We start from the raw sequence: 16,219 nt of genomic DNA, 5'->3' as shown, positions 1-16,219 counted from the left end.
CGGCCCCCCGAGACTCGCGCGCTCGGGGGGCCGGGGCTCCGGTCCTTCGGGGAGGGAACGGTCAGATGACCGTCTCCGCCTCCAGGTAGCGGTCGGCCGGCACGGTCTTCAGCTCGGCCACCGCCTCGCCCAGCGGCACCAGGTTGATGCTGGTGCCCTGCAGCGCGGTGATGTGCCCGAAGGCGCCCTTGTGGACGGCCTCCACCGCGTGCCAGCCGAACCGGGTGGCGAGCACCCGGTCGTAGGCGGTCGGGGTGCCGCCGCGCTGGGTGTGGCCGAGGATCACCGGACGGGCCTCCTTGCCGAGCCGGTGCTCCAGCTCGCGGGAGAGCTGGGTGGCGATGCCGGTGAAGCGCTCGTGGCCGTAGATGTCCTTGGTGCCCTCCTCCCAGTGCATGGTGCCGGGCTCGGGCTTGGCGCCCTCGGCGCAGACCACGATGGCGAACTTCTTCTGCCGGTCGAAGCGCTCCCGCACGACGGCGGTGAGCTTCTCGATGTGGAACGGGCGCTCCGGGACGACGATCGCGTGCGCGCCGGCCGCCATGCCCGCGTTCAGCGCGATCCAGCCGGTGTGCCGGCCCATGACCTCGACGACCATGACCCGCTGGTGGGACTCGGCGGTGGTCTTCAGCCGGTCCAGCGCGTCGGTGGCGACCGACACGGCGGTGTCGAAGCCGAAGGTGACGTCGGTGCAGGCGATGTCGTTGTCGATGGTCTTCGGCACGCCGACGATCGGCAGGCCCGCGTCGCTCATCAGCTTCGCGGCCTTCAGGGTGCCCTCGCCGCCGATCGGGATCACCGCGTCCAGGCCGAGGTCCGCGCAGTACTGCTTGGCACGCTCGACGCCGTCGCGCAGGTGGCTGGGCTGCACCCGGGAGGAACCGAGGATGGTGCCGCCCTGGGCGAGGATGCCGCTCACCGAGTCGAGGGTCAGGGGCCGGTGGTGCCCTTCCAGGAAACCGCGCCAGCCGTCCTCGAACCCGATGATCTCGTCGCCGTGGTCGACCACCCCCCGGTGGACCACGGAGCGGATCACCGCGTTCAGGCCGGGGCAGTCACCGCCGCTGGTCAGCACTCCAATACGCATTGTTTTGCAACTCCCGAGCAGAACCGAGGAACGGCCGGACTACAGGCTGGGACGACGGACCGCCACCGTAGCGAGCCCTTCCCGCGCCGGGTTGACGCGGAGATGGCCGCCGGGTGAAGGACCGGCCGATCCGGACAGATCATCCGGAAACGGCCGTGGATTCCGAGCATACGGCCCCTGCGTCCGGCCGGGCAGGAGCCGACGCGGGAGCGGCGCCGTCGGCGCCCCCGCGTGGAAGTGCAGCCTGCTGCCGAGGAGGGTTGCAGCCGGCAGCCCCGGGGAGGGGCAGCCCCATTGTCGTACGTTCCGGCCCGTCGGTGGACCGGGTGACCGCATGGCGGGCACCCGGGTCCGACGGGCGCGGGACGTGCTACGCGGGGCGGGTCGTGGCCGCGATGCGCTCGGCGCGCAGCGCGTCGTACCAGGTGGTGTCGGCCGGCGGCAGGGCGTTCACGTCCAGCGCCAGCTTGATCAGCATGTCCGCGACGGCGGGGTTGCGCGCCATCACGGGACCGTGCAGGTAGGTGCCGAAGACGGTCTCGCGGAAGGCGCCCTCGGTGCCGTCGCCGGTGCCGTTGCCCCGGCCGGCGGTGACCCGGGCCAGCGGCTTGACGCCCTGGCCGAGGTGGGTCACGCCCTGGTGGTTCTCGAACCCGGTCAGCTGCGGCAGGCCGAGCTGCGGGTCCACGTCGGCCAGCACGTCGCCGACGCAGCGCTCGCCCTCGCCGCGGGTGGTCCAGACGTCCAGCAGGCCGAGGCCCGGCTCGCGCTGGCCGAGGTCGTTGACGAACTCGTGGCCGAGGATCTGGTAGCCGGCGCAGACCGCGAAGATGATCGCGCCGTTCTCCGAGGCCCGCACCAGCCCGGAGTCGTTGCGCAGCCGCTCGGCGGCCAGTCGCTGCGGACGGTCCTCGCCGCCGCCGATCAGGTAGATGTCGCCGCTGGTGGGCACCGCCTGGTCGGAGCGGACGTCGATCCGGGTCACGTTGAGATGGCGCTGGCGGGCCCGGCGCTCCACGACCAGGGCGTTGCCCCGGTCGCCGTAGGTGCTGAGCAGGTCGGGGTAGACCCAGACCACGCGCAGGCTGCTCTCACTCATCCTCGAAGGCCTTCCATGACGTACGTGCGGTGGGCTGCTGGGGCTGCTCGGTGGCGGTCCGGCATCAGCCGGCCACGACCTTCCGCAGCTGCTGGAAGGCGGTGTAGTTGGCGATCGCCTCGATCCGGCCGGGCGGCGCCATCCGGACCGCCTGCTCCAGCGAGTCCACGACGTGGAACTGCAGCCCGGCGACCTCCAGGCGCACCGCCAGGTCCAGCTTGCGCTGGCCCAGCACGAACACCGGGTGTCCGGCGAGCCGCTCGTAGTCGACGTCCCACAGCCAGGAGGTGTCGGTGCCGTCGGCGTCGAGCGCGTTGACCGAGAGCACCACCGGGGTCGGCGGGCCGTCGATCAGCGAGAAGGTCTCCAGCCAGCCGGCCGGGTTCTTGGCCAGCAGCAGCCGGATGTCGCGGCCCTGGTACTGGACGACGTCGTAGCGGCCGGCCACCGCGGTGACCGAGCGCATCCGCTCCAGCGCGACCTGCGGGGAGACGCCGAAGACGGCGGCGACGGCGGCCGAGCTGGTGGCGTTGGCCAGGTTGGCCCGGCCGGGCAGCTGGAGCTGGATCGGCCAGGCGCCGCGCTGCGGGTCGATCACGTGGGTGCCCTGCAGGGCCCAGTGCGGGTTGGGGCGCCGGAAGCCGCACTCCTGGCAGAACCAGTCGTCGCCGGGGCGCTGCATCACACCGCCGCAGGCGGGGCAGGACCAGGCGTCCTCCTTCCACGCCTGTCCGGCGGCCACCCAGACCACCTTCTTGCAGGAGGACGCGGCCCAGGTCACCAGCGGGTCGTCGGCGTTGGCGATCACCACGGCCTCGGTGTCCTGCAGGCCCTCGCGCCACTTCTCCGCCATCATGCGGGTCTCGGCGGCACGGTCGAGCTGGTCGCGGGAGAGGTTGAGCAGGGCGATCGCCTTGGGGCGGGTGTCCCGGGCCACCATCGCCAGGTACTTCTCGTCGACCTCGATGACGCCGAAGCGGGCGTCCGAGCCGCCGGCCAGGGCGGAGGTGATGCCGGCCGGCATGTTGGCGCCCAGCGCGTTGGAGACCACCGGGCCGGCGGCGCGCAGCGCCTCGGCGATCAGGCGGGTGGTCGTGGTCTTGCCGTTGGTGGCGCTGACCAGCACCACGTCGAGGTTCTCGGCGAGGGTGGCGAGCAGATCGGGGTCGAGCCTCAGGGCGACCTTGCCGCCGATCACCGAGCCGCTGCCGCGCCCGGCCTTGCGGGAGACGGCGGCGGCCACCTTGCCGGCGGTCACCGCGATCTTCGCGCGCGCCGGCAGCGAGGCGTCGCGTGCGCCTGTGGGCTCCGATTCGGTGCCTGCCATGCTCAGTGGTTCCTCCTTGCTGCGGCACCGCCCGGGGGCCGGACTGCGGGCCGTGGGGCGGCGGGGACGGGATCAGCCTACCGACTCCGCCGCCGGGCTCGGCGCCCCGGACCCCGCGCCGCCTGCTGGGACGTGCCCGGAGAGCCCGCTCGGGCGGGCCTGACGCGGAGTCGGGACCGGCGGTGTACGGAGGGGCCGTTCGCCGTCGTGGACGCGTGAGCGGGGCGCGGCGGTTCCGCGCGCGCCCCGGGCCGGCCGGTGCGGGGGGCCGGCCGGCCCGGGGCGGGAGGGGGCCTTGGTGAGGGTGTGGTGAAGAAATGACCGGATGATTACCAGACCCAGCGGCCCCGCTCACCGGCCCCGCTCACCTGCGTCGTTCACCAGTCCCGTTCACCAGTCCCGTTCACCGGCCCGGGCGCGTCTGCCAGGGCACCGGCAGCTCCTCGGCCGCCTCCGCCAGGTGCGCCGTGATGACCAGCGTCCCCTCCTCCACCTGGTAGTCCAGCGGCGCCGCCAGCCGGCGCATGGTGGCGATCAGCCCGGAGTTGGACGACTGGGTGACCGCGTACACCGTGTCCACCCCCGCCTCCAGGGCCAGCGCCGACATCCGCCGCATGAGGTCCAGGCCCAGCCCGCGCCGCTGCCAGGCGTCCTCGACCAGCACCGCCACCTCCGCGCTGTCGTCGTCCCACATCAGGTGCCCGAGGGCGACGATCCGCCCGTCGGCCGCCTCGACCGCCAGGGTCTGGCCGTGCCGGGCGTCCAGCAGGTGGTCCAGGTAGCGGTCGGCGTCCCGGACCGGCCCGTGGTAGCGCTTGCGCAGCGCGTCGGGGGAGCAGCGGTGGTGCATCGCCAGCGCGGCCGCCTTGTCGTCCGCGTCCGCGCGCCGCACGGTCAGGTCGGCGCCGGCCGGCAGGCTCAGCCGGGACCGGACGTCCGGCACCCGGGGGCCGAGCAGGGTGTCCAGCTCGACCAGCGCCTGCGCCCGGGCGAACTCGGTCGGGGTGAACGGCAGCTGCGGGCGGGTGAGTTCGATCAGGTCCCCGGAGGGCACCGGCAGCCGCAGCACGTGCCCGTCCACCCCGGCGCCGCCGCGGGCGGCACCGCCCGGGTACTGCCGGATGCTGCACTGCCCGAACAGCCGGCGCAGCGCGACCGGCAGCTCGGCGGCGTCCAGCGCGGTCCGGGTGGCCAGCGCCAGCACGTGGGTCGGCACGTCCACCAGGTCGTGGGCGTCGGCCGGGCCGGTCCAGATGTCCTGCCCGCCGGCCCCGGCCACCAGCGCGGCCAGGTCGGCCCGGGCCAGCGAGCGCGGCGCGCGGACGAAGAACTCGTCCACGGCGCCGGACGGCAGCGGGTGGGACTGCATCGAGACGATGTTCACCTGCCGCGCCGCGAAGGCCGCGCAGACCCGGGCCAGACTGCCGGGGGAGTCCCGCACCGTGGTGCGGACCCGCCACAGCGCGGTCTCCTCGAAGTCGTGCAGCGGCCCCTTCAGCGGCTCGGCCCGCACCGCCGGCCCGGCCGGTGGCGCGGGCGCGTCCGGCCCGGGTGGTCCGTGCAACTGGTGCCGGTGCGACCACCAGCTGTGGAACAGCGCGGTGGCGAGCAACGCGGTGGCGGACGCGGCGAGCACCACCGGCCCGTCCGGCCCGTGCACCACGAGCTTGGCCACCAGGTCGGCGGCGGTCACCGAGAGGAAGACGGCGGCGAGTTCCACCGCGTCACGGCGCCACCGGTGGCCACGGCCGCCGCGGCGCTGGGCCCGGGAGGGGTTCGGGGAGTGGACGGTCTCGGGCTTCGGCTGCTCCAGGTGCTCCATGCCATCAATCTGCCGCTCCGGTGTTTCACGATCACGAATCCCCCGTGACCTGACGGTTAATGGTGCCGTCCATCGGCCGCCCCGCGCCCGGCCGCCTTCACTTCGTCGAGCAGGATCCGCAGGTCCGTTTCGGTGGTGGCGGGGTTGAGGAGGCAGGCGCGGAGCATCTCGCGGCCGGCGAGGCGGGCGCCGGTGACGAAGGCGCGGCCGCGGCGCTGGACGGCGGCGGGCAGCTCGCGGTTGAGGGCGTCCAGGGCGGGTTCGGTGAGGTGGGGCGGGCGGAGGCGGAACGCGACGATGGACGTCTGGACCTCGGCGAGCAGTTCCAACCCGGGGTCCTCGGTGATGAGTTCGCCGAGCCGGCGGGCGAGTGCGGTGGTCCGGGCGATGTCCCGGGCGAGGCCGTCGCGGCCGCGGTGGGCGATGGTGGCCCACACCTTGAGGGCGCGGAACGGGCGGGTCTGCTCGGTGCCGTACTCGGAGAACCAGCCGAGCTCGCCGGCCGCCTCGTCGCGCAGGTAGGAGGGGACGAGACTGAAGGTGGCACGCAGCCCGGCGGGGTCGCGGACCAGTGCGCAGCCGCAGTCGACCGGGACGCCGAGCCACTTGTGCGGGTCGAGGGCGAGCGAGTCGGCCCGGGCCAGCCCGGCGTAGCGGTGCGCGATCACCGGGTCGAGCACGCCGAACGCGCCGTAGGCGCCGTCCACGTGCAGCCACAGCCGCTGCTCGGCGCAGAGGTCGGCGATCGGGTCGAAGGCGTCCACCGCACCGGTGCCGACCGTGCCGGCCGAGGCGACCACCAGGAAGGGCAGCAGTCCGGCGGCCCGGTCGCGGGCGACCGCGGCGCGCAGGTCGGCGAGGTCGAGGCGGCCGTCCGGGCCGGTGGCCACGGTGCGCAGGTGCCTGCTGCCGAGGCCCAGCAGCTCGGCGGCCTTGCGGACGCAGGAGTGGGTCTCGCCGGTGACGTAGCCGACCAGCGGCGGCATCCCGGCCAGGCCGTCCTCGCGGACGTCCCACCCGGCGGCGCGCGCGGCCCGGTCGCGGGCGGCGGCCAGGCAGACGATGGTCGCCATCGAGGTGCCGGAGGTGAGCAGTCCGCCGCCGGCCGGGTGCGGGAAGCCGACCAGCTCGGCGATCCAGCGGACCACCGCCCGCTCCAGGTGGACGTCGGCGTGGTCGCCACCGGCCGAGCTGGGGTTCATCGCGGCGGCGGTGAAGGCGGCGAGCACGCCGGCCGGGGCCGGGGCGGAGTTCACCCAGCCGAAGAACCGCGGGTGGCCGTTGCCCATCGGGTACGGCAGCACGTCGCGGCCGACCGCCTCCAGCAGCTCGGCCAGCGGGCGCCCGGCGGCGGGCAGCGGGGCGTCCAGCAGGGTGCGGCGGGCGTCGTCGTCCATCGGCTGCCAGACGGGGCGGGCGGCCAGCCCGGCGAGGTGGTCGGCGGCCAGGTCGGCGGCGGTGTGCGCGGCGGCGCGGAAGTCGTCGGAGGTCATGTGCGGCTCCGGGAGGTGCGGGCCTGGTGGCGCGGCGTCCTCGGCGCACCCGGATCGCCCGTGATCCTACGGAACGGGCCCGCGCCGTGCGGCGCGGGCCCGACAGCTGGGACGGCGAGGCCGGTCCGGTGAGGTCAGTCCAGCGAGGTGGACAGACCGCTCGCCGAGCGGCAGTAGCCCTGCATCTCCTTGTCGGTGAACTTGGAGCAGAGCCGGCCGGCCGCCCCCGCGTCGGTGTAGTTCACCGTGTAGTAGCTGACCAGGCCCTCCGCGCAGGCCTTGCGCTGCCAGCCGTCCGCGGCGGTCGCGCACTGCTGGGCGGCCCAGTCCTCGCGGTCCAGGTTGTACTTCATGGTGCGCGAGCCCACGCCCCGGCTGCAGTCCACCGCTCCGCCGGAGGCCTTGCCGTTGAGGCACCACTTCAGGGCCTCGCCGTACACCTCGGGGTGGTTCGGGTAGTCGTGCGAGGAGAGGTAGAAGGTCGGCGCGTAGAAGTAGCAGGCGGACTGGAACAGCGCGGGCTGCTCCTTGCACGGGTAGAGCGGGTCCTGGGCGAGCTTGTCGGCGGGGAGGTTGGCCTTCGCCTTCTCGTCCTCCTCGTCCGGGCCGAAGAGCTGCATGAACAGGCCCTCCGAGCAGCGGATCCGGTTCTGGTCGGAGGTGAACTTCTCGCACAGCTCGCGGGCCTTGGCGACGTCCTGCTTGGCGACGAACATCGTGCCGTGGCCGACGCCGTGGATGCACGGGCCGCTGTTCTTGGGCGCGCAGAGCTTGACCAGGTCGGTCTCGGGCTGGGTGGAGGCGTTGAGCATCTCCTCGACGGCGCCGTGCAGGTAGCCGGCCGCGCAGGTCTCGTGCGGGAAGGAGATGACCTTCTGGAAGTCGGCGTCGAACCGCTTGACCGCCGCGTGGCCGAGCTCATGGGCGATCGGGTGGCAGAACCGGACGGTGTACGGCAGCTGCTTGGTGATCCGGTCGAGGTCGGCCAGGGCGACGCCGGGGTCGCTGGCCTCCATCTCGGCCATCAGCTTGTTGCGCAGCGTCGAGCGGGTCCACACCGCCGGGTCCCCGGTCGGGGTGGCGCCCGCGGCCGGCTGCGCGGTGCCGGCGGGCGCGGCGACGGCCCCGGGGGTGTCCGCCGGCGCCACCGCGGCGGTGACCGGCTCGGGGGTCCAGTCGGTGACGGCCACCGACCCCAGGCCGAGCACCCCGAGCAGCAGGGCGGTGAGGATCGCGAAGGCTCGCGGTTGCATGACGGAGATCCCCCGGCGGATCGAGACGGACGGGACTCTCCCCATCCTGACGGCACGGGCTTGGGATTCCGTGTTATCGACCGCCATTCGGGAGGTGTCGGCGACGCTATCGCACGTCCCGCCCGGTCAACGAGCCGGGTTGGCGACCGGTCACGGACCGTGGCCCGCCCCCGGCCGGCGCGGTGCTCGCGACGCCCGGGGACGGGGTCGCTCAGAGCTCCAGGCGGACCTGGTACTCCGTCAGCCACGCGTCGAGGTCCAGGGCCAGATCGGTCGCCAGCCGGACCGTCTGCGGGTCGGTGTCGGGCGCGAGCGCGTCGGACACCGCCCGTTGGTCCAGCAGGGCGAGGGCGGGGGAGCCGGGGTCGGCGGCCAGCGCGGCGAGCTCGCCGCGCAGCAGCTGCGGGTAGCGGGGGTCCTGCACGATCGGGTACGGGCTCTTCATCCGGTCGGCGACCTCGGCCGGCAGCACGTCGCGCACGGCGGCGCGCAGCAGGCTCTTCTCCCGGCCGTCGAAGTGCTTCATCGACCACGGCGCGTTGAAGACGTACTGCACCAGCCGGTGGTCGCAGTACGGCACCCGCACCTCCAGGCCGGTGGCCATGCTCATCCGGTCCTTGCGGTCCAGCAGGATGCGGGCGAAGCGGGTCAGGTTGAGGTACGACACCTCCCGCATCCGCCGTTCGAACGGGTCGGCGTGCGGCAGGTGCGGGACCTCGGCGAGGGCCTCCCGGTAGCGCGCCCGGCGGTAGCCGGGCAGGTCGAGCTTGCCGAGCAGCTCCCGGTCGAGCAGCTGCTCGCGCGGTCCGCTGCCGCTGCCGCCGAGGCTGCTCAGCACGGCCGCCCACGGGAAGTCGTCGGCGTGCACCAGCCGTGGGTCGTGGAACCAGCGGTAGCCGCCGAACAGCTCGTCCGCGGACTCGCCGGACAGCGCCACCGTGGAGCGCTCGCGCACCCCGCGGAAGAGCAGCAGCAGCGAGGCGTCCATGTCGCCGACGCCGCCCGGCAGGTCCCGGGCGCGCAGGGTGGCGAGCCGCTGGGCCGGGGCGCCGAGGGCGGCGGTGTCCAGCTCGATCACCCGGTGGTCGGCGCCCACGTGCCGGGCGAGCAGCTCCGCGTACGGGCCGTCCAGGGTGGTGCGGACGGGGTCCGGGGCGAAGTGCTCGGACTGGCCGCTGAAGGCGACGGCGAAGGAGCGGACCGGGCCGGCGCCGGCGGCGCGCAGCGTCCGGGCGGCCAGGGCGGTGACCGCGCTGGAGTCCAGGCCGCCGGAGAGCAGCGAGCAGAGCGGTACGTCGGACTCCAGCTGGCGGTGGACGATGTCCTCCAGCAGTGCCCGGACGGTGGTGATCGTGGTGGCGAGGTCCTGGGTGTGCTCGCGGGCCTCCAGCGCCCAGTAGCGCCGGACGGTGAGGCCCTGGCGCCGGACCCGGACGACATGGCCGGGCTGGACCTCGGCGATGCCCCGGTACGGGGTGCGCCCCGGGGTGCGGGTCAGCGTGAGCAGTTCGCGCAGCCCGTCCAGGTCGACCACCGGGCTCACGGCGGGGTGGGCGAGCAGGGCCTTCGGCTCGGAGCCGAAGACCACGCCGTCCGGTGTCGGGTGGTAGTGCAGCGGCTTGACGCCCATCCGGTCGCGGACCAGCAGCAGCTCCTCGGTGCGGGCGTCCCAGACGGCGAAGGCGAACATGCCGTTGAGCCGTTCGGCCAGGTGTTCGCCCCATTCCAGGTAGGCGCGCAGCACCACCTCGGTGTCGCTGCGGGTGCGGAAGCGGTGCCCGGCGGCCTCCAGCTCGGCACGCAGTTCGCGGTGGTTGTACACCTCCCCGCTGTAGCTGAGGGCGGCCAGCAGCCGGCCGTCGTGCTCGGCCGTCATCGGCTGGACGCCGCCCTCCAGGTCGATCACGGCGAGGCGCCGGTGGCCGAGCGCGGCGTGCCGCTCCAGACGGACGCCGCCGGCGTCCGGGCCGCGGCAGAGCTGGGTGTCCGTCATGGCCCCGAGCACCGCGTGCTCGAGGGTCAGGTCGCGTTCGTAGGCGACCCACCCGGTGATCCCGCACATCAGCAAGCCTCCGGTTCTTCCGACACTCTTCCGACGCTCCCGTTCCTCCCCCGGCCCCCCGGTGTGTGAGCAAGTCATCACGCTACGTGGTCACTCGGGGCGGCTACAAGACCCCTGTTCATTCTTCGAACGCGACCGGATCCTGCCCGAAATCGGGCAGGATCTTTGATCTTTCGACGGCGGGACGCCTAGGCTCCCCACTCGTGTCCAGCTCGCCCGGTCCCTCGCACCCTCACGAAGACCTGCTCGCCCACCTCACCCGGACCAGCCCGCTCGGGCCCCGGGAGGCGGCGCGGGTGGTGGCGGAGGTGCTGGCGTACTTCTCCGAGACCACCGAGGAGTACGTCCGCCGCCGCCACGGCGAGCTGCAGGCACGCGGCCTGACCAACGAGCGCATCTTCGCCCGGCTCGCCGAGGAGCTCCCGGCCCGCCGGGTCGCGGCGCCCGGGCTCTCGGCCCGCCAGCTGCGCCGGATCGTCTACGGCTGACCGCCCGCGTTCGGGTCTTGTCGGCCGGCCGCCCCTCGTCATCACGGAACCAAGGAGTCCACCATGTGCGGAATCGTGGCCTACACCGGCCCCAAGGACGCGACGCCCTTCCTGCTGGAGGGCCTCGCCCGGCTGGAGTACCGCGGCTACGACTCGGCCGGCGTCGCCGTCGCCGGACGCACCGGTGGCATCAAGGTCCGCAAGGTCAAGGGCCGGGTCGCCGATCTCGCCGCCGACATCCCCGCCCGCTTCAAGGGCACCACCGGCATCGGCCACACCCGCTGGGCCACCCACGGCGTCCCCAGCGACGCCAACGCCCACCCGCACCTGGACAACGCCGGGCGCATCGCCGTCGTCCACAACGGCATCATCGAGAACGCCGACGAGCTGCGCGTGCGGCTCGCCGCCGACGGCGCCGTCTTCCGCTCCGAGACCGACACCGAGGTGCTCGCCCACCTCGTCGCCGCCCACGCCGCCGAGGGCGGCGAGCTGGAGGACGCCGTGCGCGCCGCCCTCGGCAAGGTGGTCGGCACCTACGGCATCGCCGTCCTGGACGCCGAGCAGCCCGACCGCATCGTGGTCGCCCGCAACGGCAGCCCGATCGTGCTCGGCATCGGCGAGAAGGAGATGTTCGTCGCCTCCGACGTCTCCGCCCTGGTCCGCTACACCCGCCAGGTCGTCCACCTGGAGGACGGCGAGCTGGCCACCGTGCGCGCCGACGGCTTCCGCACCTTCACCGAGGACGCCCGCACCACCCACCGCCAGCCGTCCACCGTCGACTGGGAGATCGACTCCTACGACACCGGCGGCTACGAGCACTTCCTGCTCAAGGAGATCCACGAGCAGCCCGGCTCCGTCGAGCGCACCCTCAGCGGCCGCCTCGACGAGCGGTTCGCCACCGCCCACCTCGGCGGCCTCAACCTGGACGCCCGCGAGCTGCGTGAGATCCGCCGGGTCAAGATCCTCGGCTGCGGCTCCGCCTACTACGCCGGCGAGATGGGCGCCCAGCTGATCGAGGAGCTGGCCCGGATCCCCGCGCACAGCGAGCCCGCCTCCGAGTTCCGCTACCGCAACCCGGTGATCGAGGCCGACACCCTGTACATAGCGGTCAGCCAGTCCGGCGAGACCTACGACACCCTCGCCGCCGTCCAGGAGGTCAAGCGCAAGGGCGGCCGGGTGCTCGGCGTCGTCAACACCGTGGGCAGCGCCATCGCCCGGGAGTGCGACGGCGGCATCTACCTGCACGCCGGACCGGAGATCTCGGTCGCCTCCACCAAGGCGTTCACCTCCACGGTCGTCGCCTTCGCGCTGCTCGCCCTGCACTTCGGCCGGATCCACGACCTCTCGCCCGCCGACGGCCGCCGGATCGTCTCCGCCCTCAAGGCGCTGCCCGGCCAGATCCGCGAGGTCCTCGCCCAGGGCGACGGGATCGCCGCGCTCGCCGCCGAGTACGCCGACTCCACCGGGATGATGTTCATCGGCCGGGTGCGCGGCTACCCGGTCGCCCGCGAGGGCGCGCAGAAGCTCAAGGAGATCTCCTACGTGCACGCCGAGGCCTACCCGGCGAGCGAGCTCAAGCACGGCCCGCTGGCGCTGATCAGCCCCGAGCTGCCCACCGTCGCCCTCGTCCCGGACGACGAACTGCTCGACAAGAACCTCACCACCCTCGGTGAGATCAAGGCCCGCGCCGGGCGGATCCTCGCCATCGCGCACCGCCGCCCCGAGGCCAGGCTCGCCGACCACTGCGTCCTGGTCCCCAAGAGCGAGCCCGAGCTGGACCCGCTGCTCCTCAACATCCCGCTCCAGCTGCTCGCCTACCACGCCGCCGTCGCCCTGAAGCGCGACGTGGACAAGCCGCGCAACCTCGCCAAGAGCGTCACCGTCGAGTAGTCCCCGGGGGCCCGGGCGGGCGACGCTCCCGGGCCCCCGGTGCGGGCTCAGTAGTCGGCGCTGGGGGCGCGGGTGGTGGTTCCGAGGTCCGGCTCGTCGCGCAGCTCCAGCGACTCGCCGTGCCGGGCGAGTTCCAGGACGACCAGGGTGTTGCGGCCCGGCCGCCAGAGCGGGCCGGGGGCGTAGAGGGTGCGCTGGGGGCCCTCGTGGGTGTAGCGGCCGAGCAGGAAGCCGTTCAGCCAGAGCAGGCCGCGTCCCCAGCCCGGGAGGGCGACGAAGGCGTCGGCGGGGGCGTCGAGATCGGTCTCGAAGCGGTGGAAGACGGGGTCGCCGTCGGTGGCTCCGAGGGCGTCGTGGAAGGTCAGCGGGGTGAGGTCGCCGAGCGGCAGCGGGCGGATCTCCCAGGTGTGCAGGCGCTGGCGTTCGTGCGAGACGCCGCGCCGGATGCCCTTGCGGTCGTCCATGTTCGGTCCGTAGTTGGCCCGGCCCAGGGCCTCGACCAGGATGTCGAGGGTGACGCCGGCGGGGCCGGTGGCCAGCGGGAGGGTGCGGCCCGGGTCGTTGCGGTCGAGGACGCCGAGCGGGCGGCCGTCGGCGAAGACCTGGGCGCGGTCGCCGATGCCGTCGATCCGCAGCGGGAGCGCGGGGCGCGGGCCGGGGACACGGGTGCGGTAGTGGATGAGGCCCAGCGACTGGCCGAGGCGCTCCATCGGCTCCGGGGTCGGGCGGTGGGCGGGCGTGGAGAGGGCGTCGAGGGAGTCGAGCAGCCGGGCCCGGCCGGTCGCGCGGTCGAGCCGGCGCGGCGCCAACCGGGGCGGCGGGGCGGGGAGTTCACCGTCCGGGAGGGGCACGTAGGTGCCGATGACGGCGCGCAGGGTGTGGAACTTCTCGGTCAGCTCGCCCGCCTCGCCGATCGGCGCGTCGTAGTCGTAGCTGGTGGTGGTCGGCTCGAAGCCGGCGGTGTCCGGGCCGGTGCCGGAGTGGTTGGCGCCCGCCCAGAAGCCGAAGTTGGTGCCGCCGTGCGCCATGTAGAGGTTCACCGAGGCGCCGGAGGCCAGCAGCTCGTCCAGCGACTCCGCGGCCTCCTTGGCGTCCCGGACGTGGTGCGGATCGCCGATCCGGTCGAACCAGCCGATCCAGAACTCCATGGCCGCCAGCGGTCCTCGGGGCTGCCGGCGGCGCAGCACCTCGAAGCGCTCGGGCGCGCGGGAGCCGAAGGTGGCGGTGGCCAGCAGGCCCGGGATCGCGCCGCCCTGCTGCATGAAGTCCTCGGAGCCGTCGGCGGTGAACAGCAGGCAGTCCACCCCGCGGGCGAGCAGGCCGTCGCGCAGGTGCGCCAGGTAGGCGGCGTCGTTGCCGTAGCTCCCGTACTCGTTCTCCACCTGGACGGCCACCACCGGGCCGCCCCGGCTGCCCAGCAGCGGCAGCAGCTCGGGCACCAGCGCGTCGAACCAGCCGTCCACCGCGGCGAGGAAGGCGGGGTCGGAGCTGCGCAGCCGGATCCCGTCCACCGCCAGCAGCCGGGCCGGCAGGCCGCCGAACTCCCATTCGGCGCAGATGTACGGGCCGGGGCGCAGGATGACGTCGAGGCCGTGCCGCTCGGCCAGCCGGACGAACCGGGCGATGTCCCGCCAGCCGGTGAAGTCCACCTCGCCGCCGGGGAGTTCGTGGAAGTTCCAGGGGATGTAGGTGTCCACCGTGTTGACGCCCAGGGCGCGCAGGCGGGCCAGCCGGTCGTCCCACAGCCCGGGGTGGACCCGGAAGTAGTGCAGCGCGCCGGAGACGATGCGGTGCGGCGCGCCGTTGCGGCGGAAGCCGTTGTCGTCGAAGTCGAGCTCGATCATGCGGGCCAGCTTTCGGTGGTGACGGTGGTGACGCGGGCCGCCGGGGGTCGGGCCGGCGGTCGGGATTCCAGTAGCGTCGCAGGACGGAACGGGCGGTGGGCGGCGATCGTGCCCACGCCACGCGGGGCTGTTCCGCTCGATCGGCCGGCCCTAGACTGCTCAGCTCGCACGGCATTACCGGCGGGTAGGTACGTATCCGTCACCGACTGGCAGGGATGGGGAGTCCGATGGCCGACGAGCGGGTGCACGCCTACGGGGACGACGCGCTGGGGGAGCACGACGCGGTGGCGCTGGCCGCCCTGGTGCGGGCCGGCGAGGTGAGCCCCGCCGAGCTGGCGGCCGCCGCCGCGGCCCGCGCCGGACGGGTCGACGCGGCGCTCGCCCCGGTCGCCTTCGCCGCGTACGGGCGGCCGCGGAGCGCGCACGGCGCCGGGTCCGACGCGCCGCTGTACGGCGTGCCCAGCTACCTCAAGGACAACACCGACCTGCGCGGCATGCCCACCGGCCAGGGCAGTTCGGCCTTCCGCGCCAAGCCCGCCCGCCGCACCGCCGGCTTCGCCGAGCAGTTCCTCGGCACCGGCCTGTCCGTGCTCGGCAAGACCCGGCTGCCCGAGTTCGGCCTCAACGCCTCCACCGAGTTCGCCGCCGCCCGCCCCGTCCGCAACCCCTGGCTGACCTCGCACTCCGCGGGTGCCTCCTCCGGCGGCGCGGCCGCGCTGGTGGCCTCCGGTGTCGTCCCGGTCGCGCACGCCAACGACGGCGGCGGCTCGATCCGGATCCCCGCCGCCTGCTGCGGCCTGGTCGGCCTCAAGCCCACCCGCGGCCGGCTGGTGCCCAACGCCCAGGGCCGCCGGCTGCCCGTCGACCTGGTCACCGACGGCGTGCTGACCCGCTCCGTCCGCGACACCGCCGCGTTCTTCGCCGCCGCCGAACACCACCACCGCAACCCCGCGCTGCCCCCGCTCGGCCTCGTCGAGGGTCCCGGCGCGGGCCGGCTGCGGATCGGCCTGGTGCTGGACTCGCCGACGGCGCCCACCGACGGGCCGACCCGGGCGGCGGTCGAGGAGACGGCCGCCCGGCTCGCCGCCCTGGGCCACGAGGTGACGCCGGTCCGGCTGCCGTTCGGGGAGGAGTTCTCCCGCGACTTCATCCTCTACTGGGGCTACATCGCCTTCCTGATCGCCGCCACCGGCCGGCTGGTCGTCGACCCCGGCTTCCGGGCGGCCGGGCTCGACGGGCTCACCACCGGCCTGCGGCGGCTCTTCCACCGCGAGTACGCCCGGGTGCCGGGAGTGGTGCGGCGGCTGCGCGCGGCCGAGCGGACGTACGCGGGCCTGTTCCGCGCCCATGACGCGATCCTCTCGCCGGTGCTGGCGCACGTCGCGCCGCCGATCGGCCACCTGAGCCCGAACGTGGCGTTCGACGAGCTGATCGAGCGGCTCACCCGCTATGTCGCCTTCACCCCGGTCAACAACGTCACCGGCGGCCCCGCGATGGCCCTGCCGGTCGGCGCGAGCCCGGAGGGCTTGCCGATCGGCGTCCACCTGTCGGCCGCCCACGGCGAGGAACGGGTGCTCCTGGAGCTGGCGTTCGCCCTGGAGGCGGACCGGCCCTGGCGGCGGATCCAGGACCGGGAAACCTCGCGAGGAACCTTGCGCGACGTCCCCGGGAAGGACGGGGGAAACGACGTTTCCCGCGCATTGTGAATCATCCCCCTATGAACCGTTTTTGAATGGCCGGCAGCTGATGTGACGTCATGCGGCACCGCCCCGGGCCAGGGCGAACCGTATTGCCACACGGGCATCACCAGCCATACCCTTCCCCGGCGGTCACGCCGTTCACAGCATCTTCGCC

Annotated in this window: 11 protein-coding genes; 3 read left to right on the top strand and 8 right to left on the bottom strand. The window is 74.0% G+C overall.

Annotated features, from left to right (window positions below; all coding sequences use genetic code 11):
• Positions 1-61: 61 nt before the first annotated feature.
• The 7 genes from ABTX81_RS14400 to asnB form a co-directional block, all read right to left on the bottom strand.
• On the bottom strand, positions 62-1,087 hold the full coding sequence (locus ABTX81_RS14400) for a 6-phosphofructokinase (RefSeq protein WP_350544449.1): 1,026 nt from the start codon (positions 1,085-1,087) through the stop codon (positions 62-64).
• 370 nt (positions 1,088-1,457) lie between these two features.
• Positions 1,458-2,186 carry a type 1 glutamine amidotransferase gene (locus ABTX81_RS14395; RefSeq protein ID WP_350544446.1) on the bottom strand — a complete coding sequence of 243 codons (729 nt, stop codon included), beginning with the start codon at positions 2,184-2,186 and terminating at the stop codon, positions 1,458-1,460.
• Positions 2,187-2,250: 64 nt separating this feature from the next.
• On the bottom strand, positions 2,251-3,513 hold the full coding sequence (locus tag ABTX81_RS14390) for a MurT ligase domain-containing protein (RefSeq protein WP_350544444.1): 1,263 nt from the start codon (positions 3,511-3,513) through the stop codon (positions 2,251-2,253).
• A gap of 403 nt (positions 3,514-3,916) precedes the next feature.
• Positions 3,917-5,335, bottom strand: coding sequence for a GNAT family N-acetyltransferase (locus tag ABTX81_RS14385; protein ID WP_350544441.1), 1,419 nt, complete (start codon positions 5,333-5,335; stop codon positions 3,917-3,919).
• Positions 5,336-5,391: 56 nt separating this feature from the next.
• Complete coding sequence (locus ABTX81_RS14380) at positions 5,392-6,828, bottom strand: pyridoxal phosphate-dependent decarboxylase family protein (RefSeq protein WP_350544438.1); 1,437 nt, start codon at positions 6,826-6,828, stop codon at positions 5,392-5,394.
• A 134-nt stretch (positions 6,829-6,962) separates the two neighbouring features.
• Positions 6,963-8,081, bottom strand: coding sequence for a hypothetical protein (locus ABTX81_RS14375; protein ID WP_350544434.1), 1,119 nt, complete (start codon positions 8,079-8,081; stop codon positions 6,963-6,965).
• 211 nt (positions 8,082-8,292) lie between these two features.
• Positions 8,293-10,143 carry an asparagine synthase (glutamine-hydrolyzing) gene (asnB, locus tag ABTX81_RS14370; RefSeq protein WP_350544431.1) on the bottom strand — a complete coding sequence of 617 codons (1,851 nt, stop codon included), beginning with the start codon at positions 10,141-10,143 and terminating at the stop codon, positions 8,293-8,295.
• A gap of 203 nt (positions 10,144-10,346) precedes the next feature.
• Here asnB and ABTX81_RS14365 point away from each other — a divergent pair, with 203 nt between their 5' ends.
• Together ABTX81_RS14365 and glmS are read left to right on the top strand one after the other, a co-directional pair.
• Positions 10,347-10,631, top strand: coding sequence for a hypothetical protein (locus tag ABTX81_RS14365; protein WP_327683601.1), 285 nt, complete (start codon positions 10,347-10,349; stop codon positions 10,629-10,631).
• Positions 10,632-10,694: 63 nt separating this feature from the next.
• Entirely contained in the window at positions 10,695-12,521 is a 1,827-nt protein-coding gene (gene glmS, locus ABTX81_RS14360) for a glutamine--fructose-6-phosphate transaminase (isomerizing) (RefSeq protein ID WP_350544429.1), read from the top strand.
• A gap of 47 nt (positions 12,522-12,568) precedes the next feature.
• On the opposite strand, the gene ABTX81_RS14355 is transcribed toward glmS, so the two are convergent.
• Positions 12,569-14,365: a glycoside hydrolase family 35 protein gene (locus tag ABTX81_RS14355; RefSeq protein ID WP_350544427.1), complete on the bottom strand. Its 1,797-nt coding sequence runs from the start codon at positions 14,363-14,365 to the stop codon at positions 12,569-12,571.
• Between the two features lie 227 nt (positions 14,366-14,592).
• Between ABTX81_RS14355 and ABTX81_RS14350 the strand changes: the two genes are divergently transcribed.
• A complete protein-coding gene (locus ABTX81_RS14350; RefSeq protein ID WP_350544425.1) occupies positions 14,593-16,071 on the top strand; it encodes an amidase in 1,479 nt (492 codons plus the stop codon).
• The last annotated feature ends 148 nt before the right edge of the window (positions 16,072-16,219 follow it).

Origin of the sequence: Kitasatospora sp. NPDC097605 (genome assembly GCF_040302725.1) — a bacterium.
Classification (GTDB): Bacteria; Actinomycetota; Actinomycetes; order Streptomycetales; family Streptomycetaceae; genus Kitasatospora.
This window is presented reverse-complemented; position numbering and strand designations above follow the sequence as displayed.